A 24,122-nucleotide genomic window follows, 5' to 3' on the forward strand; every position below is an offset into this window, starting at 1 on the left:
GGCGTACTGCCCGGGAGTCGAGCACGGCGGGACTTGGCTGGGGGCCTGCTACGCGACGGGCAGAGACGTACCGGCACGGACCCTTCCGTGCGTACGCGACTGCGGGCGTGGGGGCCGGGGAGTGGGGGCGTGCGGATGCCGCTTCACTGCGGGTGCGTGGGGAGGCGGGGCCGACGTAGCCGCGTCACTGCGGGCAGTCGTGCCATTCGAGGCGGCTGCCCACCCAGCAGCGGCGGGTGCGTGTGACGCCGGGTGGCCGGTGAAGCCGCGTCAGTGCGGGTGGGCGTGGAGCTGGGGGCGGTTGCCCACCCAGCCGTGGCGGGTGCGTGTGGCGCTGGGGGCTGGCGAAGCCGCGTTACTGCGAGCGCGGGTGGAGGGAGGGACGGCTGCCCACCCAGCAGCGGCGGGTGCGTGTGACGCCGGGGGCCGGCGAAGCCTCGTCACTGCGGGCAATCGTGCCGCCAGGGGCGGCACGGGTGGGCGCAGCGGCACCTCGTAAGCGCCGAGTTGCGTGACCCACCCCCGGCCGGCACCCACACCGGGTGACCGTTCAAACGAGGGGTGAGAGGGGTTTGCCCACCCACCCCGGGTGATCGGGCAAAGCCAGGGGGCACCCGGGGGCTTCGTCAGCGCAGAGCTGATCGTAGGGCGGAGTCGATCGTCGGGAACGCGAAGGTGAAGCCCGAGGAGAGGAGGCGGGTGGGGAGGACACGCTGGCTGCCCAGGATGTCGCCGGCCATCTCACCGAGGGCGAGCCGGATCGCCGGAGCAGGGGCGGTGAACAGCGTGGGCCGGTGCAGGACGCGCCCCATCGCCTCCGTGATCTCACGGTTGGTCAGCGGCTCCGGCGCGGTGAGGTTCACCGGCCCGGACAGGGAGTCCGTGTCGATGACATGCCGGATCGCGGCCACCTCGTCGTGCAACGCGATGAAACTCCAGTACTGGCTACCGTCCCCCAACCGCCCCCCGAGCCCCGCCTTGAAGAGCGGAAAGAGCTTGCCCCAGGCCCCGCCCCTGCGGGCCACGACCAGCCCGGTACGCACGAACGCCGTCCGAACCCCGGCCTCCCGCACGGGAGTCGCCGCCCCCTCCCACTCCACGCACAGGGAGGGAAGGAACCCGTCCCCGGCGGGCGCCGTCTCGTCCACGGGGCGCCCGCCCGTGTCGCCGTAGAACCCCATGGCACTGCCGTTGACGAAGACCCGCGGCCGCTCGTCGAGGGACGCCACGGCCTTGGCCAGCGTCGCCGTGCCGAGCACCCGGCTGCAGCGGATCCGCTCCTTGTACGCCTTCGTCCAGCGCCGCGAGGCGACTCCCGCCCCCGCGAGATTGACCACCGCGGCAGCCCCGGCGAGCGCCCCCGCGTCGATCCGGCCGCCCTCGGGGTCCCACTGGATCTCGTCCCGTGCACGCGGCGCCCGGCGGACGAGCCGGACCACCTCGTGCCCGTCAGCGGTCAGGGAGCGCGTCAGCGCCGAACCGATCATGCCGGACGCACCGGCGATCACCACACGTGAACCGGGGGCCAGGGGCGCATCGTTCATGGGTCCATCCTGCCTCGCGCCCGGTCAAGAGGACACCAGGGGAGAAGGGGGGAGGGGCAGAGAGGAGGAGGACAGGGAGGGGAAAACACGCGACGTGGGGCGGCTCCGCCGTCCTACAGTGAGCTTCATGCCCGTACCGCACATACGTACCGCCACCCTCGACGACGAGGACGCTCTCGGTCGTCTCGACCGTGACACCTGGTCCCCGATGCATGCCGTCCAGCCGCGTCCCCGGCCGCCGTACGAACCCTTCTACAGCGAGCGGTTCGGGCCGCGGGACCATCTCGTCGCCGAGATCGACGGCGAACTCGTCGGCTACATCCGGCTCGGCTACCCCACCTCCCTCGCCTGCAACGCCCATGTCCGGCAGATCCAGGGCCTCGTCGTCGCCGACGCGGCGCGCGGCGCCGGTGTCGGACGCGCGCTCCTGCGCGCCGTACAGGCGGAGGCCCGCCGGCAGGGGGCGCGGCGGATCGCGCTCCGCGTCCTCGGGCACAACACCCCCGCCCGCAAGCTCTACGAGTCGGAGGGCTTCGTCGTGGAGGGGATCCTGCCCGGGGAGTTCCTCCTGGAGGGGGAGTACGTGGACGACGTACTCATGGGGCGCTCCCTGTAGCAGGAGCGCCCGCGCTCATGAGGTGACCAGGTCGCCCGTGTCCACCGGGGTCGTCGCCGTCGCCGCGCTCCGGGCGTCGCCCGCGACCTCGTTCGCCGTCAGCACGTACCCCGTCTCGTCGTCCGAGGTCGACCTCGCGAAGACCACGCCGTACACCCGGCCGTCCGTGGTCAGCAGCGGTCCGCCGGAGTTGCCCGGGCGGACCGTGGAGCGGATGGAGTAGATCTCGCGTGTGACGGTGTCCGAGCTGTAGATGTTCCGGCCGGTCGCGTGGATCCGGCTCGCCACCGTCGCCGCCTGCAGGTCGAGGCCGCCGTCCTGCGGATAGCCCGCCACGACCGCCGAGTCGCCGCGCGAGGCGCTGTCGTCGAAGCGGAGCAGCGGCGCCCGCAGCTGAGGCACATACAGCACCGCGACGTCCTTGTCGGGGTCGAAGAACACCACCTTCGCCTCGTACGCCCGGCCCACCCCGCCCACCCGTACGTTCGGGTCGTCGATGCCCGCCACCACGTGGGCGTTGGTGATCACATGCTGCGGCGCGTACACGAAGCCGCTGCCCTCGCGGCCCTGGTTGCCGGCGACGCCCTCCACCTTGACCGTGCTCAGCTTGGCGGCGTTCGTCGCGCTCGCCGTGACGCTGTCCCCGGAGGGCTTGGCGACCCCCGCCGTCGGCTCGTTCTCGAAGGGGTTGAAGACCTGCGGGAAGCCCGCGTCCGCGAGGGCCGAGGTCGCGCGCGAGAACCAGGTGGGCGTCGTGTCCGGCATCGTCTTCTGTACGGCGCCCAGCAGGGCCGAGTTGCGGATCGACTGCGTGATCAGCGTGGACGAGGACGCGCCCAGCACGCTCGCGGCGACCCAGGCCACCAGAAGCACCGCCACCGTGTTCGCCGCCGCTCCGCCGATCCCGTCGGCCACCCGCAGCGGGCCGATGTCCAGCTCTCGGCGCAGTCGCAGCGCGAGCCGCCCCGCCAGCTCGTGGCCGACCACGCCGGGGACCAGCACCGTCAGCACCGCCGTCACCGTCGCCGCCGGTGTTCCCGCCTCCACCAGGTCCATCACCCAAGGCAGCACCCATACGCCGATGACGGCACCGCCCACGAATCCGGCCAGCGAGACGCAGCCCGCGACCAGGCCCCGCCGGTAACCGGAGGCCGCATAGGCCAGGACCACCAGCAACAGCAGGATGTCGAGCACGTCCACGGAGCCGCCTTTCTCTGGGGCCCCTTAGTACGCGCAGGGCGGGCCCAGTGATCAGCCACGCGAGCGTGTCGCGGAAAAACCCCGCACGCACGCCTGGACCTGTAGAAACGTCCCGGACCGGGACGATGGTTCCACCAGGTGGCACACCACACATCGCGAGACGCCCGGATCGGGGTCAGGGTGGGGGCATGCGTGTGTTCCGGAGAGCGCGGGAGCCACGGGAACGGCGAGCCGCGCGGCCACGAATACCCGGCGTCGCCGCCCGGCTGCGGCGCGCGGCACGCCCGCCGTTCGCGACGGCGCTGATGCCGTTCGCGGTGCGTGTCCGGGCGGCGAAGGGGCGAATGCCCCGGGGCCTGCTGATGGTGCTCGCCGGTCTCCCCGGGCTCGCCGCCGTCCTCGCGCTCGTCCTCTGCTCGGTCGGAGTGGACCGTACGAGGGCCCACTCCGACCGGCCCTCGTACGCCGCCCGGCCCGCCGTCGCGCACTCCGCCCCCAGGCCCGCCATCGTGCCCCGCTCGCGCTGGCTGGACGCCAGCGTGCCGCGCAACACGCCGCCCGCCCGCTACGACGACCGCGTCGTCGCCGTCTTCATCCACCACACGGACTCGCCCAACGCGTACGACTGCGCCGACGCGCCCCGCATCATCCGCTACCTCTACGCCGGTCAGATCGGCGCCCGGCAGTGGGACGACATCGGCTACAACTTCCTCGTCGACCGCTGCGGCACGATCTACGAGGGCCGTGCGGGCGGCGTCGACCGGCCCGTCACCGGCGCCCACACCCAGGGCTTCAACCACCGCACCGCCGGCATCGCCGCCCTCGGCACCTTCACCGCGGGAACGCCCGTGCCCCGGGCGATGACCGACGCGATCGCCGCCCTCGCCGCGTGGAAGCTCGGGCTCTCCCATGTCGACCCGCGCGCGAAAGTACGCCTCGTCTCCAGCAACAACCTCAGCCGCTACGCGTCCGGCACCGCCGCCGAGCTCCCCACCCTCGCCGGTCACAACGCGGGCTTCATGACCAGCTGCCCCGGCGCCGCCCTCACCGCGAAGCTCCCCGAGATCCGCGAGAGGGCCGCCCGACTCCAGGGCCGCTAGCCGGGCCCGCCGTGTTCACAGACGGCCCACAGTCGGGTCAAGGGGCCCTCAGATCCCCGCTCCCTAGCCTGGTCCGCGTACAGCCGACCGGAGGTGGGGAGAACACATGAGCAGCAGCCGTACGAAGACCACTGACCGCTGGGCCGGCGTCCTGCGGAGCCCCTGGACCGTGGTGTGCGCGGTGGTGAGCGTCGTCATCGGCCCGGCCGCGGTCACCGCGTCCGCGCTGGACCGGGCGAACGCGGCACCGCTTCACCACGCACACGCCGACGCGCACCCGGTGGGTGCGCCCCGTACGGCGCCGTCGCCGTACGTCAGCCCTCGTTCCTGAACCGCTCCCACAGCTTGGGGTAGCGCTCCGCGAGCACCGCCTCGTTCTCGAAGTCGACCGGGGTGCCCTCCGGCTCGGGAGCCGCGGGCGCAATGCCCAGATCCGGCGCGACGACACCGGTGAGCTGCTCGTACGCCTCGTCCGCCGCGTACCCCAGCTCCTCGCCGTCGCCGTCCAGTTCCTCGTCGAAGTCGGCCAGAAGATCGCCGAGCGAGTCCGGGTCGTGCAGCGCGCCCTCGAAGACCTCCCGGCCCTGGCCGATCAGCCAGCAACGAAAGAAGTCGAAGGCGTCGTCGCTCGCACCGTCGAGCAGCACCCAGGCGGCGCCCCACAGATCCCAGCGGTACGCGCGGTTGTAGCGGGACTCGAAGTGCCGGGCGAAGTCGAGGACCGAGTCCGGGTCCAGTCGGCCGAGCCGCTCGATGAGCAGGTCGGCGTGGTCCTCGGGGTCGCCCTCGGCGGCCTCGCGGGTCGTGTCCACCAGCTCCCAGAACTCCGTCTCGTCCATCACGGGACAAGCATCGGTCCTGAAGAGGAGGGACGCACGCGGAGTGCCGCAGATTGTTATGCGTGCACATGCCGAAGGAATGAGGCAGGGGGAGGTGAGTGGAGAAGGGGGGCACTTCGGGTGGGCGGGCAGGCGGGGCAGAGGGACCGCCGGCGGCAACCGTCACCGGTACAGCGCCGCCAACCGCCCCGCATCCCCCGCGAAGCGGTCCCGCAACGCCCCGGGCGACATCACCTCCGCCTCCGCCCCCAGCCCCGTCAACTGCGTGTGCGCGACCTCCTGCGACTCCACGCGCAGCGTCACGGTCACCCAGCCCCCCGCGTCGGGGGAACCGCACCCCGCCAACGCCTCCCGCGCGGCCACGGCATCAACCGCGTACGCCAGTCTCCGCACCCCCTCGGGAGAGAGCCGTACGACGACCTCGGCCCGCAGGATCGACCGCGCGAACTCCTCGGCCCGCTCCTCCCAGAACCCCGGCAGGTCGAACCCCTCGTCGCGAGAGAAGCGCTCACCCGAGGCCGCGGGCTCCACCGCCGTGAACCGGTCGACGCGGTACACACGAAAGGAGGGCGCGGGGCCGGGGACCCGGGCGCACACGTACCAGACGCCCGCCTTCAGCACGAGCCCGTACGGCTCCAGGTCCCGCTGGACGTCCGCCTCCTCCCCCTTGACGCGCCGGTAGCGCGCGGTGATCCGGCGGTCGTCCCACACGGCCTCCGCGACCGCGGGCAGCAGCGCGGGCGTCCCGGTCTCCCGGAACCAGGCGGGCGCGTCCAGATGGAACCGCTGCGCCGCCGTCCGCGAGGCGTCCCCCATGGACGGCAGCAGCGCGGCCGACACCTTCAGCCGGGCCGCGGAGGCCGCGTCCTCCAGCCCCATCTCGCGAAGCGCCCCGGGCACTCCGGACAGGAACAGCGCCTCGGCCTCACCGCGCGCCAGCCCCGTCAGCCGCGTCCGGTACCCACCGATCAGCCGGTAGCCGCCGGCCCGCCCCCGGTCCGCGTACACCGGGACCCCCGCCTCCGACAGCGCCTGCGCGTCGCGCGTGATCGTCCGCTCGGACACCTCCAGCTCCCGCGCCAGCTCACCGGCGGTCATCGACGACCGGGACTGGAGCAGCAGCACCATCTTGATCAGGCGGGCAGCGCGCATACGTTCATGATGCCGGGCGGCACCGACAGCGAAGGGGGCACGGCGACGGCCGTACCCCCTCGGCAGAGCGGTTGCGGAGCAACCGCGCAGCGGCTCTACAGGCCGTAGCGCTCCCTGGCTTCCTTCACCGACGAGGCCTTGACCTCGCCGCGGCGGGCGAGCTGGGCCAGCGCCGCGACCACGATCGACTCGGCGTCCACGCCGAAGTGGCGGCGGGCCGCCTCACGGGTGTCGGACAGGCCGAAGCCGTCCGCACCGAGCGAGGAGTAGTCCTGCTCGACCCACTGGGCGATCTGGTCGGGGACCTGGCGCATGTAGTCGGAGACCGCGAGCACCGGGCCCTCGGCGCCGTGCAGCGCCTGGCGGACGTACGGCACCCGCTCCTCGCCGCGCAGCAGCGCCGCGTCGGCGTCGAGGGCGTCGCGCCGCAGCTCGGTCCAGGAGGTCGCGGACCACACGTCGGCGGCCACGCCCCACTCCTCGGCGAGCAGCTGCTGCGCCTTGAGGGTCCAGTGGATGGCCGTACCGGAGCCGATGAGCTGGATCCGGGCGGCGTTGGCAGCCGGGGAGAGCCCGGCCGACTCGGCCGTGTTGAAGCGGTACAGACCCTTGACGATGCCCTCGTCGATGCCGGGAGCGGCCGGTTTGGCGGGCTGCGGCATCGGCTCGTTGTAGACCGTCAGGTAGTAGAAGACGTTCGGGTCCTCGCCGGGCGCGGCCTCGCCGTACATCCGGCGCAGACCGTCCTTGACGATGGTCGAGATCTCGTACGCGAACGCCGGGTCGTACGACATCGCGGCCGGGTTCGTCGCGGCGATCACGGGGGAGTGCCCGTCGGCGTGCTGGAGGCCCTCGCCCGTCAGCGTCGTACGGCCGGCGGTGGCGCCGACCAGGAAGCCGCGGCCGAGCTGGTCGCCGAGCTGCCACATCTGGTCGGCGGTGCGCTGCCAGCCGAACATCGAGTAGAAGATGTAGAAGGGGATCATCGCTTCGCCGTGCGTGGAGTACGCGGTGGACGCGGCGATGAAGTCCGCCATGGAACCGGCCTCGGTGATCCCCTCGTTGAGGATCTGGCCGTCCTTGGCCTCCTTGTAGTACATCAGCTGGTCGCGGTCGACCGGCTCGTACGTCTGGCCCTTGGGCGAGTAGATGCCGAGGGAGGGGAAGAGGCTCTCCATGCCGAAGGTGCGCGCCTCGTCGGGGACGATCGGCACCCAGCGACGGCCGGTCTGCTTGTCGCGGACCAGGTCCTTGACCAGGCGGACGAAGGCCATCGTCGTCGCCATGTTCTGCGTGCCGGAGCCCTTGTCGAACGCGGCGAACGTCTTGTCGGCGGGCGCGGGCAGCGGCGCGAGCGCGTGCGTACGGCGGGCCGGGGCGGGGCCGCCGAGGGCCGCGCGGCGCTCCTGGAGGTAGCGGACCTCCGGGGCGTCTGCGCCGGGGTGGCCGTAGGGCACCTGGCCGTCGACGAACTGGCTGTCGGAGATGGGGAGTTCGAGGACGTCACGCATCTTCTTGAACTCGTCCACCGTCAGCTTCTTCATCTGATGGTTGGCGTTCTTCGACGCGAAGCCCTCGCCGAGCGTGTGGCCCTTGACCGTCTGGGCCAGGATCACGGTCGGCGCGCCCTTGTGGGCGAGGGCCGCGCGGTAGGCGGCGTACACCTTGCGCGCCTCGTGACCACCGCGGGAGAGGTGGAAGCACTCCAGGATCTTGTCGTCGCTCAGCAGCTTCGCCATCTCGACGAGCGCCGGGTCGGCGCCGAAGAAGTCCTGGCGGATGTAGGCGGCGTCGCGGGTCTGGTACGTCTGCACCTGCGCGTCGGGTACCTGGCGCAGCCGGCGTACCAGCGCGCCCGTGGTGTCGAGCCGGAACAGCTCGTCCCAGGCCGTGCCCCACAGCGTCTTCACGACGTTCCAGCCGGCGCCGCGGAACTGCGCCTCCAGCTCCTGCACGATCTTGAAGTTCGCGCGGACCGGGCCGTCGAGGCGCTGCAGGTTGCAGTTGATGACGAAGGTCAGGTTGTCCAGGCCCTCGCGCGAGGCCAGGGCGAGTGCGGCCGTCGACTCCGGCTCGTCCATCTCGCCGTCGCCGAGGAACGCCCACACGTGGGACTGCGAGACGTCCTTGATGCCGCGGTTGGTCAGGTAGCGATTGAAGCGCGCCTGGTAGATCGCGGAGAGCGGGCCGAGGCCCATGGAGACGGTCGGGAACTCCCAGAGCCACGGCAGGCGGCGCGGGTGCGGGTACGACGGCAGACCGTCGCCGCCGGCCTCCTGGCGGAAGTGGTCGAGCTGGTGCTCGCCGATCCGTCCGTCGAGGAAGGCGCGGGCGTAGATGCCGGGGGAGGCGTGGCCCTGGATGTAGAGCTGGTCGCCGGAGCCGTCCGCCTCCTTGCCCTGGAAGAAGTGGTTGAAGCCGGTCTCGTAGAGCCAGGCCGCGGAGGCGAAGGTGGCGATGTGGCCGCCGACGCCGTACTTCGAACCGCGCGTCACCATCGCGGCCGCGTTCCAGCGGTTCCACGCGGTGATCTTCCGCTCCATCTCCTCGTCGCCGGCCACGACGGGCTCGGCGGCGGTGGGGATGGTGTTGACGTAGTCGGTCTCAAGCAGCTTGGGCAGCGCGAGACCGTTGCCCTCGGCGCGTTCCAGTGTGCGGCGCATCAGGTACGCGGCACGGTGCGGCCCGGCCGCCTTGGTGACGGCATCCAGGGAGGCCTGCCATTCGGCGGTCTCCTCGGGGTCGCGGTCCGGGAGCTGGTCGAGCTCGCTCGGCTGGATTGCGGTGGGGTCGGTCATTGCGCCGCCTTCCGGATACGGAGGGGGCACGTGAAGGGGGTTCCTTCGCCGTTCTCCCTCAGCGGTAAGGGGTTTTCGGGGGTGCCCTTGGTCTTTGGCAGGACAGGGCGGCGGGCTCTTGTAGGAGCCCGTCGGTGACTGTAACTCCCTGATCGATGATCGATCAAAGGGTTGAAGGGGAAAACCTCTTCAAGTCGAGAAAGTAGGCACCCGGTGCCTTCCGGGCAGGCACCCGGTGCCTTGAAATCGAAGGCGAAATCGAGAATTCACGCAGGTCGGGGCACGTCTGAGCGCCTGCATGCTCCACTGTGCCGGGACCGCTCAGGCGCCCTCAGGCCCGCGGCGCGCACCCGAGCACATGGGCCTTCACGAGGTCCGCGATCAGCGGGTCCCGCCGCCGGAAGGCCTCCACGAGCGCCTCGTGCTCCTCCGCGTACGACTGCTGGACGGTGCCCAGCCAGCGGATCGACAGCGCCGTGAACACCTCGATGCCCAGGCCCTCCCAGGTGTGCAGAAGGACGGAGTTGTTCGCGGCGCGGACCAGTTCGCGGTGAAAGCCCACCGTGTGGCGGACCTGGCCGGTGCCGTCCGCCAGCCGGTCGGCCTCGTACAGCGCGGCGACGTGGGGCTCCAGGGCCGAGCAGTCCTCGGCGAGCCGCGCGGCCGCCAGCTCCGCCGCGATGGCCTCCAGACCGGCGCGGACCGGATAGCTCTCCTCCAGGTCGGCGGCGGTCAGATTGCGCACCCGTACACCCTTGTTGGGCGCCGACTCGATCAGCCGCAGCGACTCCAGCTCGCGCAGCGCCTCGCGTACGGGGGTCTGGCTGACCTCCAGCTCGGTCGCGATCCGGCGCTCCACGATCCGCTCGCCCGGCTTCCAGCGCCCGCTCACGATCCCCTCCACGATGTGCTCGCGGATCTGTTCGCGCAGCGAGTGGACGACGGGCGCGGTCATGAGGGCTCCTTCGCAGGGGGCGCACCTGCCCCAAGGGCGTTTGACGTTTAGACAATAAGGCCGCGGTCCCCTCCAAGAGGGGTGCACGGGGGCGCTTTCGCGCAGGTGAGACGAGACTTACACGCTGTCACAGGGGGCGGACCTGTAAAGACCCGTACCGGGTCCGACCCGGCCGTGTCACGGGCTTGTCACCCGTTGAACCTCCGGGCCGCGCAAACGTGTGGCGGTGAGCACAGGGGTTCCCGCCAGGGGCGCTCCTGGGCCATCAGGGGGTTGTCATGAGCGGACGGGGACGCGGGCGGGCACTTCGTTGGGGGATCGCGGCGGCCGTGGCCGGGACGGTCCTCGGGGTGACGGGCTGCCAGCCGATGGACACATCGGCGGCCGGGGAGCCGAGCGGTTCGCAGGCGGGCACCGTCCCGGTGGGCCTCGGCTCGGCGGGGCAGCCCAAGGGCGCCGGCGGCGCCTGTGTCTTCGTCAAGCCGGACGGTGCCCAGAAGTTCGGCCACACCGGCTGGGGCTTCCGGGTCACGGGCACCGACCGCTGGGTCTACGGCGCCGTCGAGAACCCGACCAACGCCCTGTACACCCCGCCCGGCGGCTACATCGGCGCCTGGCACGCGGAGGGCACGTACGCCCGGATGCTCAGCGACATGTCCCGGGACACCCACAACCCCGGCAGCGCCAAGCACCCGTACACCCGCTACCGCTGCACCGGCTCCTCCACCGGCGACGTGACCTCCGCCCGCGCGAAGATCACCGAGGTCGAGCAGCGCGGCTTCCTCGTCGGCATCGACCCGGACTCCGGCGACCTCGGCTCCCGGGACTGCCTCGACGCGACGTACGACGTCCTGAAGGCGTACCGGGCACGGCATCTGACGCCCGCGTACCAGACGGAGATCCCGAACGTGTGGGTCGAGACGCTGGTCCTGTGGACGGACAAGACCCTCAAGCCGCAGTAGAGCGGCAGACAAGGCACTGCCCCCGCCCGGAGGATTCCGGACAGGGGCAGCGGACGCGAGGTGGATCAGAGGCCGAGCTCGACCTCGAACTCGCCCGCCTCCAGGATCGCCTTGACCGCGGTCAGGTAACGGGCCGCGTCGGCGCCGTCCACCAGACGGTGGTCGTAGGAGAGCGTCAGGTACGTCATGTCGCGGACGCCGATGACCGTACCCTCCTCCGTCTCGATGACGGCCGGACGCTTGACCGTGGCACCGATGCCCAGGATCGCGACCTGGTTCGGCGGCACGATGATCGTGTCGAAGAGCGCGCCGCGCGAACCGGTGTTGCTGATCGTGAAGGTCGCGCCGGACAGCTCGTCCGGGGTGATCTTGTTCGCCCGGACCTTGCCCGCCAGGTCGGCGGTGGCCTTGGCGATACCGGCGATGTTCAGGTCGCCCGCGTGCTTGATGACCGGGGTCATCAGGCCCTTCTCGGAGTCCACCGCGATACCGATGCTCTCGGTGTCGAAGTAGGTGATCGTGCCCTCTTCGACGTTGATCCGGGCGTTGACGGCCGGGTGGGCCTTCAGCGCCTGGGCCGCAGCCTTCACGAAGAACGGCATCGGGGAGAGCTTGACGCCCTCGCGGGCCGCGAAGGAGTCCTTCGCCTGCGCGCGGAGCTTCATCAGCCGGGTGATGTCGACCTCGACGACCGAGGACAGCTGCGCCTGCTCGTGCAGGGCCTTGACCATGTTGTCGCCGATGACCTTGCGGATGCGCGGCATCTTGACGGTCTGACCGCGCAGCGGGGAGGCCTCCAGCGTCGGAGCCTTCTTCGCGGCGGCCGGAGCAGCGGCGGCCGGAGCCGGAGCGGCGGCGGCCTTCGCGGCCTCGGCGGCGGCGATGACGTCCTGCTTGCGGATACGGCCGCCGACGCCGGTGCCCTTGACGGAGGCCAGCTCGACGCCGTTCTCGGCGGCGAGCTTGCGCACCAGCGGGGTCACGTACGCACCGTCGTCACCGGAGGTCGCGGCGGGCGCCGGGGCCGGGGTGACGGGGGCGGGCGCGACCGGAGCGGGCGCGGCAGGGGCGGGAGCCGGAGCGGCGGGCTGGACCGGAGCCGGAGCGGCGGCGGCCGGGGCGGCCGGAGCAGCGGGGGCAGCCGGAGCCGGGGCAGCGGCGGCGGGCGCGGCCGGAGCGGCGGGGGCGGCCGCGGGGGCGGCACCCGGCGCACCGATGACGGCCAGCCGGGCACCGACCTCGGCGGTCTCGTCCTCGCCGACGACGATCTCCAGCAGGACGCCGGCGGTCGGCGACGGGATCTCGGTGTCGACCTTGTCCGTGGAGACCTCGAGCAGCGGCTCGTCCTCCGCGACCTCCTCGCCGACCTCCTTGAGCCAGCGGGTGACGGTGCCCTCGGTGACCGACTCGCCAAGAGCCGGAAGGACCACGTCGGTGCCCGTGGCGGAGGAACCGCCGGTGGCGGCCTCGGCGGTGGGGGCCGGCGCGGGGGCGGCGGCCTCGGTGGACGGGACGGCCTGCGGAGCCGGCTCCGGAGCGGCCGCGGGGGCCGGCTCGGCAGCAGGGGCCGGGGCGGGCGCCGGGGCGCCCGTGCCGTCGTCGATGACGGCCAGCTCGGCGCCGACCTCGACGGTCTCGTCCTCGGCGACCTTGATGGATGCGAGCACACCGGCGGCGGGCGAGGGGATCTCGGTGTCGACCTTGTCGGTCGACACCTCCAGCAGCGGCTCGTCGGCCTCGACGCGCTCGCCCTCGGCCTTCAGCCAGCGGGTGACAGTGCCCTCGGTGACGCTCTCACCGAGCGCCGGAAGGGTTACGGAAACCGCCATGGTTTCTGTTGCTCCTTAACGATGGTGCGGAAGTCTGTGGTCGTCGCGCCCAGGTCGACGCGGTGACTGAATCCCGGAAAGCTCGGCGAGATCAGTCGTGCGAGTGCAGCGGCTTGCCCGCGAGGGCCAGGTGGGCCTCGCCGAGCGCCTCGCTCTGCGTCGGGTGGGCGTGGATCAGCTGAGCGACCTCGGCGGGCAGCGCTTCCCAGTTGTAGATCAACTGAGCTTCGCCGACCTGCTCGCCCATACGGTCTCCGACCATGTGGACGCCGACCACGGCACCGTCCTTGACCTGGACGAGCTTGATCTCGCCCGAGGTGTTGAGGATCTTGCTCTTGCCGTTGCCCGCGAGGTTGTACTTCAGAGTGACGACCTTGTCCGCACCGTAGATCTCCTTGGCCTTGGCCTCGGTGATCCCCACGGAGGCGACCTCGGGGTGGCAGTACGTCACCCGGGGCACGCCGTCGTAGTCGATCGGAACGGTCTTCAGACCGGCCAGACGCTCCGCCACCAGGATGCCCTCGGCGAAGCCGACGTGCGCGAGCTGGAGCGTCGGGACCAGGTCACCGACGGCGGAGATCGTCGGGACGTTCGTCCGCATGTACTCGTCGACCAGGACGTAGCCGCGGTCCATCGCGACGCCCTGCTCGTCGTAGCCGAGACCGGCCGAGACCGGGCCGCGGCCGACGGCGACGAGCAGCACCTCGGCCTCGAACTCCTTGCCGTCGGCAAGGGTGACCTTGACACCGTTCGCGGTGTACTCGGCCTTCGAGAAGAAGGTGCCCAGGTTGAACTTGATGCCGCGCTTGCGGAACGCGCGCTCAAGAAGCTTGGAGGAGTTCTCGTCCTCGAGCGGGGCGAGGTGCTTGAGGCCCTCGATGACCGTGATGTCGGTCCCGAAGGACTTCCACGCCGAGGCGAACTCGACGCCGATGACACCGCCGCCGAGCACGATCGCGGACTCGGGGACCCGGTCCAGGACCAGCGCGTGGTCGGAGGAGATGATGCGGTTGCCGTCGATCTCCAGGCCCGGCAGCGACTTCGGCACGGAGCCGGTCGCGAGGAGCACGTGGCGGCCCTGGATGCGCTGGCCGTTCACGTCGACGGAGGTCGGGGACGACAGGCGGCCCTCGCCCTCGATGTACGTCACCTTGCGGGACGCGATAAGACCCTGCAGACCCTTGTACAGGCCCGAGATGACGCCGTCCTTGTACTTGTGGACGGCCGCGATGTCGATGCCCTCGAAGGTGGTCTTCACGCCGAACTGACCGGCTTCGCGAGCCTGGTCGGCGATCTCTCCGGCGTGCAGCAGAGCCTTGGTGGGGATGCAGCCGTTGTGCAGGCAGGTGCCGCCGACCTTGCCCTTCTCGATCAGGGCGACGTCCAGGCCCAGCTGCGCTCCGCGCAGCGCCGCGGCGTAACCGCCGCTACCACCGCCGAGGATCACTAGGTCGAAAACGGTGCTGGCGTCGTTCGCCACGTCACGTCCTCCATGCATGTGCGCCGTACGCCGGTCGTCTTCGACCGGGCGGCGGCTGGTGTCCGGCCGCTCTTTCTTCGGCCCTGTGGTGGGGGCCCTGTCCTGCCGAGAACCCATCTTCGCACCTGTCGGCCGGTGGCGGGACGCCGGGCCGGGGTGTGAGACGTCTGATCCATCACGTCGAGGGGGTGCGGATGCGCAGGAACCTGCGGATTTCGTTGAGGGCGAAACCCCCGTACGCCCGTCTGTACCACCACGACGACGGCCCCGGGTCCAGCGGACCCGGGGCCGTCCTCCAGCGGAAGCAGGGCTTCAGCCCGATCGGCGCAGCGGGCCTCAGCCCAGCTCGCCCTGCGCCGTCAGCTCGGCGAGGCGGACCAGGGTGCGGACCGCGGAGCCGGTGCCGCCCTTGGGGGTGTAGCCGAAGGGGCCGGCCTCGTTGAACGCCGGGCCCGCGATGTCGATGTGCGCCCAGGTGATGCCCTCGCCGACGAACTCGCGCAGGAAGAGACCGGCGACCAGGCCGCCGCCCATGCGCTCGCCCATGTTGGCGATGTCGGCCGTGGGGGAGTCCATGCCCTTGCGCAGGTGCTCGGGCAGCGGCATCGGCCAGGACTCCTCGCCGACCTCCTCGGCGGCGTCGACGATCGCGGCGCGGAAGGCGTCGTCGTTGGCCATCACACCGAAGGTGCGGTTGCCGAGGGCCAGCACCATCGCGCCGGTCAGCGTCGCCACGTCGACGATCGCGTCCGGCTTCTCCTCGGACGCCTTCCACAGCGCGTCCGCGAGGACGAGCCGGCCCTCGGCGTCCGTGTTGAGGACCTCGACGGTCTTGCCGCTGTACATGCGCAGCACGTCGCCGGGGCGGGTGGCGGAGCCGGACGGCATGTTCTCGGCGAGCGCGAGCCAGCCGGTGACGTTGACCTCCAGGCCGAGGCGGGCGGCGGCCACGACCGCGGCGAACACGGCGGCGGCGCCGCTCATGTCGCACTTCATCGTCTCGTTGTGCCCGGCGGGCTTCAGCGAGATGCCGCCCGAGTCGTAGGTGATGCCCTTGCCGACGAACGCCAGGTGCTTGTTCGCCTTGGAGCTGCTGTACGACAGCTTCACCAGACGCGGCGGGGCCTCGGAACCGACGCCCACGCCGAGGATGCCGCCGAAGCCGCCCTTGGTCAGGGCCTTCTCGTCGAGCACCTCCACCTTGATGCCGTGCTCCTTGGCGGCGGCCTGTGCGACGGCGGCGAACGCCTCCGGGTTCAGGTCGTTCGGCGGGGTGTTGATGAGGTCGCGGGCGCGGTTGAGCTCCTCGCTGACGGCGACGGCGCGCTCGATCGCGGCCTTGTACGCCTTGTCGCGGGGCTTGCCGCCGAGCAGCGCCACCTCGGCGAGCGGGGCCTTGCCGTTGCCCTTGGCGCTCTGGCCGTTCTCCTTGTACGCGTCGAAGGAGTACGCGCCGAGCAGCGCACCCTCGGCGACGGCGCCCGCGTCGGCGGCGTCCGTCAGCGGCAGGGCGAAGGCGGCCTTCTTGGTGCCGGCCAGCGCGCGGGCGACGGCACCGGCGGCGCGGCGCAGTTCCTCGGCGCCGTACGTCTCGTCGTCCGCGGGGACCGCTCCCAGTCCGACGGCGACCACGACCGGTGCCTTGAAACCGGACGGCGCGGGCAGCTTCGTCACCTCGCCCTCGGCGCCGGACGCGCCGAGGGTCTGAAGGATGTCGGCGAGCTTGCCGTCGTAGGCCTTGTCCACGGCCTCGGCGCCCGGCGCGACGACCGGGCCCTTGGCGCCCTTCGCGACACCGACGACGATCGCGTCGGCCCGCAGTCCGGAGGCCGCGGCGGTGCTGAGAGTGAGAGCAGTCACGGTGGTGAAATCTCGCTTCCATTGAGTTGCTGGGGTCGATCAGGGATGGGTCGACCGGGCCCGAGGACTGACCCTAGATCCGGCCCGAAGGAGAGGTCTCGACGGGGGCGGCTCAGACGGGGGCGGTCACACGTCCGGGTCGAGCCTACGCGCGGGGCCGGGTTTCGCTCATTTCTACGGGCGTTCACCTGTGAGTGGCGTCGTGGCCGCTTCTCGCCCATCACTCCACGTGACCTGAGCCACACTCATGGTGTTCCGGTGGGCGACCCGCTCACCGGTCGCATCATTTCCACGGATCCTCCTCGGAACGACCACATGGGGATCTTTGGGGGGAGGGTTCCGATCATGGCGCAGAGTGCGCACAGGTGGAGAAACGCGGCCGCCGGTCTCACGACCGTCGGACTGCTGGCCGTGGGGCTGGGGGCGCCCCACGCGTCGGCTGCCGCGACACCGCGTATCGATCTCAAGGTGCTCGTCGTGGACAACGGCGACAGCCCCGTCGCGGCCATCACCGCGGAACTGAAGAACACCGGCATTCCGTACACCACGGTGAGCCTTGGCGACGCGGCCCGCCCGACGATCGACACGGCGTTCCTGAGCGACACCGTCGGCGGCGTCCCGCGGGCCAGGTACCAGGGCGTGGTGCTGCCCAATGAGGCGCCGTTCGGCTCCGGTTCGGCCGAGCAGACCGCGCTGGAGACGTACGAGAAGACCTACGGAGTCCCGCAGCTCGACGCCTACACCTGGGCGCACCCGGAGGTCGGTCTCGACTACACGAGCGAGGGCGGCTGGAGCGGATCGCTGGACGGCCGGGCCGCCGCGGTCACCACGGCAGGCACCGCGGGCCCCTTCGGCTACCTCGACGGGCCGCTCACGTTCGAGGACAACTCCCCGTCCGTGTCCGAGAGTTACGGCTACGTGGCCAAACCCCGTACGGGCTTCACCAGTTACGTCGACACCGCGGTGCCCGGCGGTGAGGGACGCGGCAGCCTGCTCGGCGAGTACGCGCACGACGGGCGCCGCGAACTCGTGGTGACCTTCGCGTACAACCAGTACCAGCAGCAGTTCCGGGTGCTCGTGCGCGGCATGGTCGAGTGGCTGACCCAGGGCGTGCACCTCGGGCAGAGCCGAAGCTACTTCTCCGTGCACGTCGACGACGTGTTCGCACCGGACGCCCGCTGGGACGCCGACCGCAACTGCACGCCGGGCGACATCGACTGCGTGGGCGGCGGCGAGGAGGGCACGCCGATCCGGATGACGGCGGCCGACGCGCAGTACGCCGCGCAGTGGGAGCAAAGCACCGGCTTCACCCTCGACATGGTGTTCAACGCGGGCTCGGGCGAGGAGTGGAAGAGCGAGAACGGCGGCACGGACGCCCTCGCCGCCCAGTTGCTCGCCGACAAGGCCAAGTACCGCTGGATGAACCACACCTACACCCACCAGTTCCTCGGCTGCGTCCAGGACACCACGACCGTGCCGTGGAGCTGTGCGAAGAACGCGGACGGCTCGACGCGGTACATGAGCCGCTCCGACATCTCCGCGGAGATCAGGAACAACTACAACTGGGCCGCCTCCAAGGGCCTCTCCACCGACCGCACCGAACTCGTCACCGGCGAGCACTCGGGCCTCAGGACGCTGCCGCAGCAGCCCGCCGACAACCCCGACCTCGCGGGCGCCCTCGCCGACAACGGCGTCAAGTGGACCGGCTCCGACAACTCACGCGAGCCGCAGCAGCGCGCCGTGGGCGCCGCGCTGACCGTGCCGCGCTATCCGATGAACGTGTACTACAACGCCGGTACGGCGGCCGAGATGGCCGACGAGTACAACTGGATCTACACCTCCAAGGCCGACGGCGGCAGCGGCGTCTGCGAGGACAACCCCTCCTCCACATGCCTGTCGGCGCCGCTGGACACCGCCACCGGCTACGCGTCGTACATCGTCCCCCTGGAGGCGCGCACCGCTCTCGGCCACGCCCTGGGCAACGACCCGCGACCGCACTACGTGCACCAGTCCAACCTGGCCGAGGGCCGGATCCTGTACCCCGTCCTTGACCGGGTGCTCACCGGCTACAAGGCGCTCTACGCCGACAACGCCCCGCTGGAGAACCCCCGGCAGAGCGCGATCGGCACCGAGCTGAAGCGCCGAGCCGCCTGGGGGGCCGCCGTGTCGAACGGCAGCGTCACCGCGTATCGCGTCGGCACGACCGTCACCGTCAAGGCGCCCTCCGGAACGCAGATCCCGGTGACCGCCCCGGAGGGGACCAGGAAGCAACTCCTGCTCGGCACCGCCGCGTTCGGGACGCCGTACGCCGGCAGGCGCTCGGCCTGGACCACGCCGGAGGCGCTGCAGTCGGCGCTCACGCTGAAGCTGCCGTAGGCAGCCATGGCGGAACTGCGGGCCGGGGGCCGGTCCGCAGTTCCCCGTACATCATCCGCATCACAGGGGGGAGCCGCGCAGCGATGCGCACCGGCCGTCATGTCACCATGCTCACCGAAGGCACGTATCCGCATGTCCACGGCGGGGTCAGCACCTGGTGCGACCAGCTCGTGAAGGGCATGCCCGAGGTCGACTTCCACATCGTCTCGCTCACCGGCAGCGGCCGCGAACCCGTGACCTGGGAGCTGCCGCCCAACATCAGCCGCCACACATCCGTGCCGACCTGGGGCCCGCGGCCGGGGCGCGCGCGGCCGCCGCTCGGCCGGGCCCGGCGTCGTTTCACCGACACCTACGAGCGGTTCCTGCTCTCGTTCCTGGACCCCGAGGCGCACTGCGACTTCGGGCGGGCGCTCTACGAACTGGCCGGACTGGCCCGCGCCGGGCGGCTGTCGGCGGCGCTGCGCACCGAGTCCGCGCTGCGCTCGCTGATGTGGATATGGACGATGCCGCATCTGCCCACCGCCGCCGCCCGGCCCACGGTGCACGACGCGCTGACCGCCACCGACCTCCTCGAACACGCGCTGCGGCCGCTCGGCGCGCGCATCCCCGAGAACAGCGTGGCGCACGCCGTCAGCAGCGGTCTGGCCACCCTGCCCGCGCTCGCGGCCCATCACCTCGACGGGGTTCCCTTCCTGCTCACCGAGCACGGCATCTACCTCCGCGAGCGCTACCTCGGCTACCGCGGCGACACCCAGCGCTGGCCCGTCAAGGCGTTCATGCTCGGCTTCTACCGCGAACTCAACTCGCTCGGCTACCGCGCCGCCGACCTCATCACCCCCTGCAACCAGTACAACCGCCGCTGGGAGGAGCGCGGCGGCGCCGACGCCGACAAGGTCCGCACGGTCTACAACGGCGTCGACCCGCACGCCTTCCCGCACGCCGGACCCGAACCCGACGTCCCCACCCTGACCTGGTGCGGCCGCGTCGACCCCATCAAGGACCTGGAGACCCTGCTGCGCGCCTACGGCATGGTGCGCGCCGAATTCCCCGAGACCAGACTCCGGTTGTTCGGCCCGGTGCCGCCCGGCGGAGAGGCGTACCGGACCCGGCTGGAGAAGCTCGCCGCCGAACTCGGCGTCACCGACGGGCTCACCTTCGAGGGCCGTATCAGCGAGGTGTGGCGCGCGTACGCGGCCGGACACGTCGTGATGCTCTCCTCCATCTCCGAGGGGTTCCCCTTCTCGATCATCGAGGCGATGTCCTGCGGCCGCACCACCGTCTCCACCGACGTCGGCGGCGTGCGCGAGGCGGTCGGCGACACCGGGCTCGTGGTGCCCCCGCGCGAGCCCGAGAAGATGGCCGCGGCAGCGCTCACTCTGCTCCGTGACGACGAACGGCGCCTGAAACTCGGAGAGTTGGCACGGCAGCGGGTGATCGACCGCTTCACGCTGCGCCGCTCCGTGGATGCCTTCCGGACGATCTACCAGGAGCTGGCGGGCCGCCCGACGGTGTACGAGCCGACCGTCGAGACCGTCGCCGACTGGACCAGCGAACTGCGCGACCCCTGGTACCAGGCCCTCGCCACGGACGGAACCGACTGGTGAGCGGATCGCTGCGGATCCCGCCGGGCACCCGCGAGGACCCCCTCCCGGCCGTGCCCCGCGAGCGCCGCTCCCCGGCCTGGGCCGAGCCCGACCCCGTCGACGAACTCGCCGAGCGCCTGGGCGAGTTCATCGGCGCGGCCGTCCACCCCGACGAGATCGCCGCGCTCCTGGAGTCCGACGGCATGTCGGACGACCGGATACGCGAGCGCTACGGCGTCCGGAACTCCTTCGCGCTCGCCGAGGAGCTGTACGAGCGCGTCGACCGCCACTACCCCGAACCGGCGCAGCCGGCACACGACCCCTGGCAACTGGGCCTGCTCGGCTGTCTGTTGCGCGGTGTCGTCTTCGCCCTGCCAGGCCTGGGCTACGTCCTCGGGGCACCGCTTCTCGCCGGCCCCCGTGACGGCCCGGGCCTGCCCGCGGGCACCGTGCCGCTGCTCGTGGGCGCCCTGTGCGGCTGGACCTGGAACCAGGGGCTCGCCCACCGGGCGTACTCCTGGCTGGGCCTGGGCGACCGCAGGGCCGCCCACCGCGCCCTGCTTCTAGGCGCCCCCGTCGGCGTCCTGCTCGGCTCCCTGGCCGCCTTCGCCGTCGCCCCGGCCCACCCGGGCACGGTCGCCTTCGCGGCCGGCCAGTCCTGCTACCTGGGAGCGGCCACGATCCTCCTGGTGACGGGCCGCGAACGGGCGCTGCTGGCAGCCCTGTTGCCCATGACGGCGGGCACAGCCCTGGCCGTGCTCCACCCGATCCCGGTCTGGGCGAGAGCGGCCCTTCTTCTGGGCTCGCTGACGACGGTCGCACTGACGGCCGCAGTCGAGGTGTGTCAGCCCGTCCGGCGTTTGAGGACGAGCGCGAAGCGCGACAAGGGGGGGAAAGGGGGCAAAGCCCCCAGGAGGACGGGACGGGAAGGGGCGGAGGGGGCGAAAAAACCCCACGCGGCTCCCCGCCTCACCGACACCCTCCCCTACGCCCTGTTCGGCCTGGGCACCGGCGTCCTGGTCCTCTACGCGGGCCTCGGCGACGCCCTCACGGGCAACGCGCGCAGCGCGGTCGCGGCCCCCGCCGCGGTAGCCCTCACCCTCAGCATGGGCCCGGCCGAGTGGCTGCTCCACCGGCTGCGCAGCGCAGGCCTCGCCGGGCTGCGCACCAGCAGCACCCCGGAGGGCTTCCGGCGGACCGCAGCGCTCACCCTCGGCCGGTGCCTGACCGGCTATCTCGGGGCCCTCCTCGCCCTCACCGCGGCCACCGCCGCCCTGTGGCCGCACGCGCCGGCCATCACCGGCGTACGCCTGGCCGGGCTGCTCCTGCTGGGCGTGGTCCTGTGGACGGGGCTGCTGCTCCAGTCCTTCGGCGCCGTCCTGAGCGCCGCCGTGGTCTGTACCGTCGCGGCGCTCGCCCAGACAGCGGCACTGGCGGCGCACCTGGCCGACCCGCACCGACTGGGCCCGGTCGTGTACGGCGCGGCTGCCGCCACCCTGGTCGTGCTGGTGGCCAGGCTGATCGGGAGAGCGACCGCCCACCGATGAACAAGGCGACGGGCCCCTGCCGATGAAGAACCTGCTGGTGCCCTACTACGAGCACCCCGCCGTCCGCCCCGCCGAATGGGAGGCCCTGATCGCGGCCGCGCCCCACCTCCACGCCGTCGTGCTCAACCCGGCCAGCGGCCCCGGCGACCGCCCCGACCCGGCGTTCGCCGAGGCCGCCGGACGGCTGCGCGCGGCAGACGTCCGGGTGCTGGGCTACACCGACACGGACTACGGGCGCCGTCCGCACGCCGACGTCGTCCGCGACCTCTCCCGGCACCGCGCCTGGTACGGCGCCGACGGCGTGTTCCTCGACCAGGCAGCCTCCGGCACCGCCGAGTTCGCCTACTACCGGGGACTCGCCGCCATCGCCTGGGGCGCGGGCTGCACCGCCCTCGTCCTCAACCACGGAACGGTGCCGCACCCCTCGTACGCCCGCATCGCCGACGTCCTGGTGACGTTCGAGGGGACCTGGCAGACGTACCGCAGACTGCGCGCCGAGCCCTGGACAGGGCGCGGCGCACAGGTGTGCCATCTCGTGTACGGCGTACCGGCCGGCGTCGATCTCGCGGAGCAGGCCCAGGCCCGGGGCGCGGGCCTGCACTGCGCGGTGCCGGGCGGCGGTGACCATCCCTGGGGCACGCTGCCGTACGGCGTCCGGGCCGGCTGCTGAAGCTGCTCAGAACGTGCGCACCGGTGCCGGGCCGTCGGGTGTGCCGAACCCGAACCCGGTGACCGCCGTGCCCGCCAGCCGGTCCGCCAAGGAGCGCCGGGAGGGTGAGAGCACCGGCAGCGCGTTGAGGAAGAAGATCACCACGGCCACGGCCCACACCAGCACCGACAGCACGAACTCGCCCTCGACCAGCAGCACGCAGGCCAGCGCGTACACGGCGACGTCGGCCGTCGTCGTCACCGCCGCCCGCAGTGCGGCCCGGCGCGGCGGGCTCGGCATGACCTTGAGGCCGAGCAGGGCCTTGCCGACCGTGCGCCCGGTGAAGGCGAGCGCCGCCCACTGGTAGAGGAAGGTGGCGACCACCAGCAGCCCGAAGGCCTGCTCCACATCCCGGACGACCTTGTGCCAGAGGTGGAGCCCGAAGCCCTCGGAGGCGTCGATGACATCGCCGCGCGAGGTGAGGATGTCCCAGCCGCCCCGCGTCGCGAGGTCCGGCACGTCCGTCACGAGCGCGGAGATCCGGTGGAAGGTGAGCACGGCGAGCGCGGACGCAGCCGCGAGCACCAGTGCGAAGTCGATGAACCAAGCCGCGAACCGCCGAAGTTTCGGCACAGACGTCCCCCGAATCACGATCATTTGCCTGTACGGCGGCTCAGATTAGCGGCGCCCGTGCCCGGCTTCACCGGATGACCGGCGATCGTTTCAGCCCGGTGACACAACCGCTCGGCTCCGTGACGAACGATCGGACGACTCAGCCCAGCGACAGCACGACCAGCGCGGTCGTCGCCGCCGTCTCGGCCAGCCCGCCGAAGACATCGCCGGTGATGCCGCCGAAGCGGCGCGTGCAGTGCCGCAGCAGGAGTTCCGCGACGGCGCAGGCGGCGATGACCGCGAGTGCGCCGCGTACGACCTCGTCCGTCCCGAACAGCGCCCCCGCGCCCGCCGCCGCACCGGTGACCAAGGCGGCGGCGAGCAGGGCGCCGGGCAACGGCACCGTGCCCGCGACCGCCGCGCCCAGCCCCTCCGGCCGGGCCGGCGGAACCCCCGCGCGGGCGGCCAGCGTCAGGGCGAGGCGGGCGGCACACGCCGAGACGACGGCCGCGAACGCGCCCCGGGCCCACGAGGCGTCGTAGGCCTGGAAGAGCACGGCGACCTGCGCCAGCAGCACGAACAGCAGCGTGATCACACCGAACGGCCCGATGTCCGACTGCTTCATGATGCGCAGCGCGTCCTCGGCGGGCTTTCCGCTGCCGAGCCCGTCCGCGGTGTCGGCGAGCCCGTCGAGGTGCAGGCCCCGGGTGAGCGCGGCCGGTACGGCGGCGGTGGCCACGGCGGCGAGCAGCGGTCCCGCGTTCAGGAACAGCAGCAGCCCGCCGAGCGCGGCGGCGCACAGGCCGACGACCAGCCCGGCCACGGGGGCGCACAGCATTCCGCCGCGCGCGGCCTCGCGGTCCCAGCGGGTCACCTTGACGGGGAGCACGGTCAGGGTGCCGAAGGCGAAGCGGAGGCCGTCGGTGAGCGGGGTCTTGGACACCGGCGCAGGTTACCCGGGGGGCCGGACGACCGGCGCGGCGGCTTCGCGCGGAAGCGGTGGCTCCCCGTGATGACGTG

The 24,122-nt window shown here is 72.0% G+C and carries 19 protein-coding genes; 8 read left to right on the forward strand and 11 right to left on the reverse strand.

The features are described from left to right. Nucleotides 1-626 precede the first annotated feature (626 nt). The gene (locus ACN6LB_RS11615; protein ID WP_445025747.1) at nt 627-1,544 is read right to left on the reverse strand and encodes a TIGR01777 family oxidoreductase; all 918 of its coding nucleotides are present in this window, start codon (nt 1,542-1,544) and stop codon (nt 627-629) included. Nucleotides 1,545-1,662: 118 nt separating this feature from the next. Between ACN6LB_RS11615 and ACN6LB_RS11620 the strand changes: the two genes are divergently transcribed. After that, complete coding sequence (locus tag ACN6LB_RS11620) at nt 1,663-2,160, forward strand: GNAT family N-acetyltransferase (protein WP_356144361.1); 498 nt, start codon at nt 1,663-1,665, stop codon at nt 2,158-2,160. Nucleotides 2,161-2,175: 15 nt separating this feature from the next. On the opposite strand, the gene ACN6LB_RS11625 is transcribed toward ACN6LB_RS11620, so the two are convergent. After that, nucleotides 2,176-3,360, reverse strand: a complete 1,185-nt coding sequence (locus tag ACN6LB_RS11625; RefSeq protein WP_445025748.1) for a MarP family serine protease — start codon at nt 3,358-3,360, stop codon at nt 2,176-2,178. 305 nt (nt 3,361-3,665) lie between these two features. On the opposite strand from ACN6LB_RS11625, the gene ACN6LB_RS11630 reads away from it, so the two are divergent. Next, a complete protein-coding gene (locus ACN6LB_RS11630) occupies nt 3,666-4,460 on the forward strand; it encodes a peptidoglycan recognition protein family protein (protein ID WP_445025838.1) in 795 nt (264 codons plus the stop codon). Between the two features lie 106 nt (nt 4,461-4,566). Beyond that, nucleotides 4,567-4,791, forward strand: a complete 225-nt coding sequence (locus ACN6LB_RS11635; protein WP_445025749.1) for a hypothetical protein — start codon at nt 4,567-4,569, stop codon at nt 4,789-4,791. On the opposite strand, the gene ACN6LB_RS11640 is transcribed toward ACN6LB_RS11635, so the two are convergent. The 4 genes from ACN6LB_RS11640 to ACN6LB_RS11655 all read right to left on the reverse strand — a co-directional run bounded on the left by ACN6LB_RS11640 (nt 4,775) and on the right by ACN6LB_RS11655 (nt 10,204). Continuing rightward, on the reverse strand, nt 4,775-5,299 hold the full coding sequence (locus tag ACN6LB_RS11640; RefSeq protein ID WP_445025839.1) for a DUF4240 domain-containing protein: 525 nt from the start codon (nt 5,297-5,299) through the stop codon (nt 4,775-4,777). The genes ACN6LB_RS11635 and ACN6LB_RS11640 overlap by 17 nt on opposite strands. A 162-nt stretch (nt 5,300-5,461) precedes the next feature. Then, nucleotides 5,462-6,451, reverse strand: a complete 990-nt coding sequence (locus tag ACN6LB_RS11645) for a helix-turn-helix transcriptional regulator (protein ID WP_445025750.1) — start codon at nt 6,449-6,451, stop codon at nt 5,462-5,464. Nucleotides 6,452-6,546: 95 nt separating this feature from the next. After that, a complete protein-coding gene (gene aceE, locus ACN6LB_RS11650; protein ID WP_445025751.1) occupies nt 6,547-9,249 on the reverse strand; it encodes a pyruvate dehydrogenase (acetyl-transferring), homodimeric type in 2,703 nt (900 codons plus the stop codon). Between the two features lie 331 nt (nt 9,250-9,580). Further along, nucleotides 9,581-10,204 (reverse strand): GntR family transcriptional regulator, encoded by a 624-nt coding sequence (locus ACN6LB_RS11655; protein WP_356144351.1) that lies wholly within the window; start codon nt 10,202-10,204, stop codon nt 9,581-9,583. A gap of 278 nt (nt 10,205-10,482) precedes the next feature. Here ACN6LB_RS11655 and ACN6LB_RS11660 point away from each other — a divergent pair, with 278 nt between their 5' ends. Then, on the forward strand, nt 10,483-11,166 hold the full coding sequence (locus ACN6LB_RS11660; RefSeq protein WP_445025752.1) for a hypothetical protein: 684 nt from the start codon (nt 10,483-10,485) through the stop codon (nt 11,164-11,166). 65 nt (nt 11,167-11,231) lie between these two features. On the opposite strand, the gene sucB is transcribed toward ACN6LB_RS11660, so the two are convergent. The 3 genes from sucB to ACN6LB_RS11675 all read right to left on the reverse strand — a co-directional run bounded on the left by sucB (nt 11,232) and on the right by ACN6LB_RS11675 (nt 16,335). After that, nucleotides 11,232-12,995 carry a 2-oxoglutarate dehydrogenase, E2 component, dihydrolipoamide succinyltransferase gene (sucB, locus tag ACN6LB_RS11665; RefSeq protein WP_445025753.1) on the reverse strand — a complete coding sequence of 588 codons (1,764 nt, stop codon included), beginning with the start codon at nt 12,993-12,995 and terminating at the stop codon, nt 11,232-11,234. A gap of 91 nt (nt 12,996-13,086) precedes the next feature. Then, nucleotides 13,087-14,475, reverse strand: coding sequence for a dihydrolipoyl dehydrogenase (lpdA, locus tag ACN6LB_RS11670; RefSeq protein WP_356144345.1), 1,389 nt, complete (start codon nt 14,473-14,475; stop codon nt 13,087-13,089). 336 nt (nt 14,476-14,811) lie between these two features. After that, nucleotides 14,812-16,335, reverse strand: a complete 1,524-nt coding sequence (locus ACN6LB_RS11675; RefSeq protein ID WP_445025754.1) for a leucyl aminopeptidase — start codon at nt 16,333-16,335, stop codon at nt 14,812-14,814. A 345-nt stretch (nt 16,336-16,680) separates the two neighbouring features. Between ACN6LB_RS11675 and ACN6LB_RS11680 the strand changes: the two genes are divergently transcribed. From ACN6LB_RS11680 to ACN6LB_RS11695, 4 genes are all read left to right on the forward strand, one after another. Continuing rightward, on the forward strand, nt 16,681-18,711 hold the full coding sequence (locus tag ACN6LB_RS11680) for a hypothetical protein (RefSeq protein ID WP_445025755.1): 2,031 nt from the start codon (nt 16,681-16,683) through the stop codon (nt 18,709-18,711). Nucleotides 18,712-18,794: 83 nt separating this feature from the next. Beyond that, nucleotides 18,795-20,315, forward strand: coding sequence for a GT4 family glycosyltransferase PelF (gene pelF / locus ACN6LB_RS11685; RefSeq protein WP_445025756.1), 1,521 nt, complete (start codon nt 18,795-18,797; stop codon nt 20,313-20,315). Continuing rightward, nucleotides 20,312-21,841, forward strand: a complete 1,530-nt coding sequence (locus tag ACN6LB_RS11690; RefSeq protein ID WP_445025757.1) for a hypothetical protein — start codon at nt 20,312-20,314, stop codon at nt 21,839-21,841. The genes pelF and ACN6LB_RS11690 overlap by 4 nt, the downstream gene beginning before the upstream one ends. 22 nt (nt 21,842-21,863) lie before the next feature. Continuing rightward, on the forward strand, nt 21,864-22,511 hold the full coding sequence (locus ACN6LB_RS11695) for a spherulation-specific family 4 protein (protein ID WP_445025758.1): 648 nt from the start codon (nt 21,864-21,866) through the stop codon (nt 22,509-22,511). Between the two features lie 6 nt (nt 22,512-22,517). Here ACN6LB_RS11695 and ACN6LB_RS11700 read toward each other — a convergent pair whose 3' ends face one another. Together ACN6LB_RS11700 and ACN6LB_RS11705 are read right to left on the reverse strand one after the other, a co-directional pair. Then, entirely contained in the window at nt 22,518-23,123 is a 606-nt protein-coding gene (locus ACN6LB_RS11700; RefSeq protein WP_356144333.1) for an RDD family protein, read from the reverse strand. A 139-nt stretch (nt 23,124-23,262) separates the two neighbouring features. After that, nucleotides 23,263-24,045, reverse strand: coding sequence for an adenosylcobinamide-GDP ribazoletransferase (locus ACN6LB_RS11705; protein ID WP_445025759.1), 783 nt, complete (start codon nt 24,043-24,045; stop codon nt 23,263-23,265). Nucleotides 24,046-24,122: the final 77 nt, after the last annotated feature.

This window comes from Streptomyces sp. SAS_270 (assembly GCF_052543295.1).

What these genes read in the sequence shown, in the direction of transcription:
- aceE (WP_445025751.1), bottom strand. Translation starts at nt 9,249, where the DNA reads ATGACCGACCCCACCGCAATCCAGCCGAGCGAGCTCGACCAGCTCCCG.
- ACN6LB_RS11695 (WP_445025758.1), top strand. Translation starts at nt 21,864, where the DNA reads ATGAAGAACCTGCTGGTGCCCTACTACGAGCACCCCGCCGTCCGCCCC.
- ACN6LB_RS11645 (WP_445025750.1), bottom strand. Translation starts at nt 6,451, where the DNA reads ATGCGCGCTGCCCGCCTGATCAAGATGGTGCTGCTGCTCCAGTCCCGG.
- sucB (WP_445025753.1), bottom strand. Translation starts at nt 12,995, where the DNA reads ATGGCGGTTTCCGTAACCCTTCCGGCGCTCGGTGAGAGCGTCACCGAG.
- pelF (WP_445025756.1), top strand. Translation starts at nt 18,795, where the DNA reads ATGCGCACCGGCCGTCATGTCACCATGCTCACCGAAGGCACGTATCCG.
- ACN6LB_RS11640 (WP_445025839.1), bottom strand. Translation starts at nt 5,299, where the DNA reads ATGGACGAGACGGAGTTCTGGGAGCTGGTGGACACGACCCGCGAGGCC.
- ACN6LB_RS11615 (WP_445025747.1), bottom strand. Translation starts at nt 1,544, where the DNA reads ATGAACGATGCGCCCCTGGCCCCCGGTTCACGTGTGGTGATCGCCGGT.
- ACN6LB_RS11680 (WP_445025755.1), top strand. Translation starts at nt 16,681, where the DNA reads ATGGCGCAGAGTGCGCACAGGTGGAGAAACGCGGCCGCCGGTCTCACG.
- ACN6LB_RS11635 (WP_445025749.1), top strand. Translation starts at nt 4,567, where the DNA reads ATGAGCAGCAGCCGTACGAAGACCACTGACCGCTGGGCCGGCGTCCTG.
- ACN6LB_RS11660 (WP_445025752.1), top strand. Translation starts at nt 10,483, where the DNA reads ATGAGCGGACGGGGACGCGGGCGGGCACTTCGTTGGGGGATCGCGGCG.
- ACN6LB_RS11630 (WP_445025838.1), top strand. Translation starts at nt 3,666, where the DNA reads ATGCCGTTCGCGGTGCGTGTCCGGGCGGCGAAGGGGCGAATGCCCCGG.
- ACN6LB_RS11655 (WP_356144351.1), bottom strand. Translation starts at nt 10,204, where the DNA reads ATGACCGCGCCCGTCGTCCACTCGCTGCGCGAACAGATCCGCGAGCAC.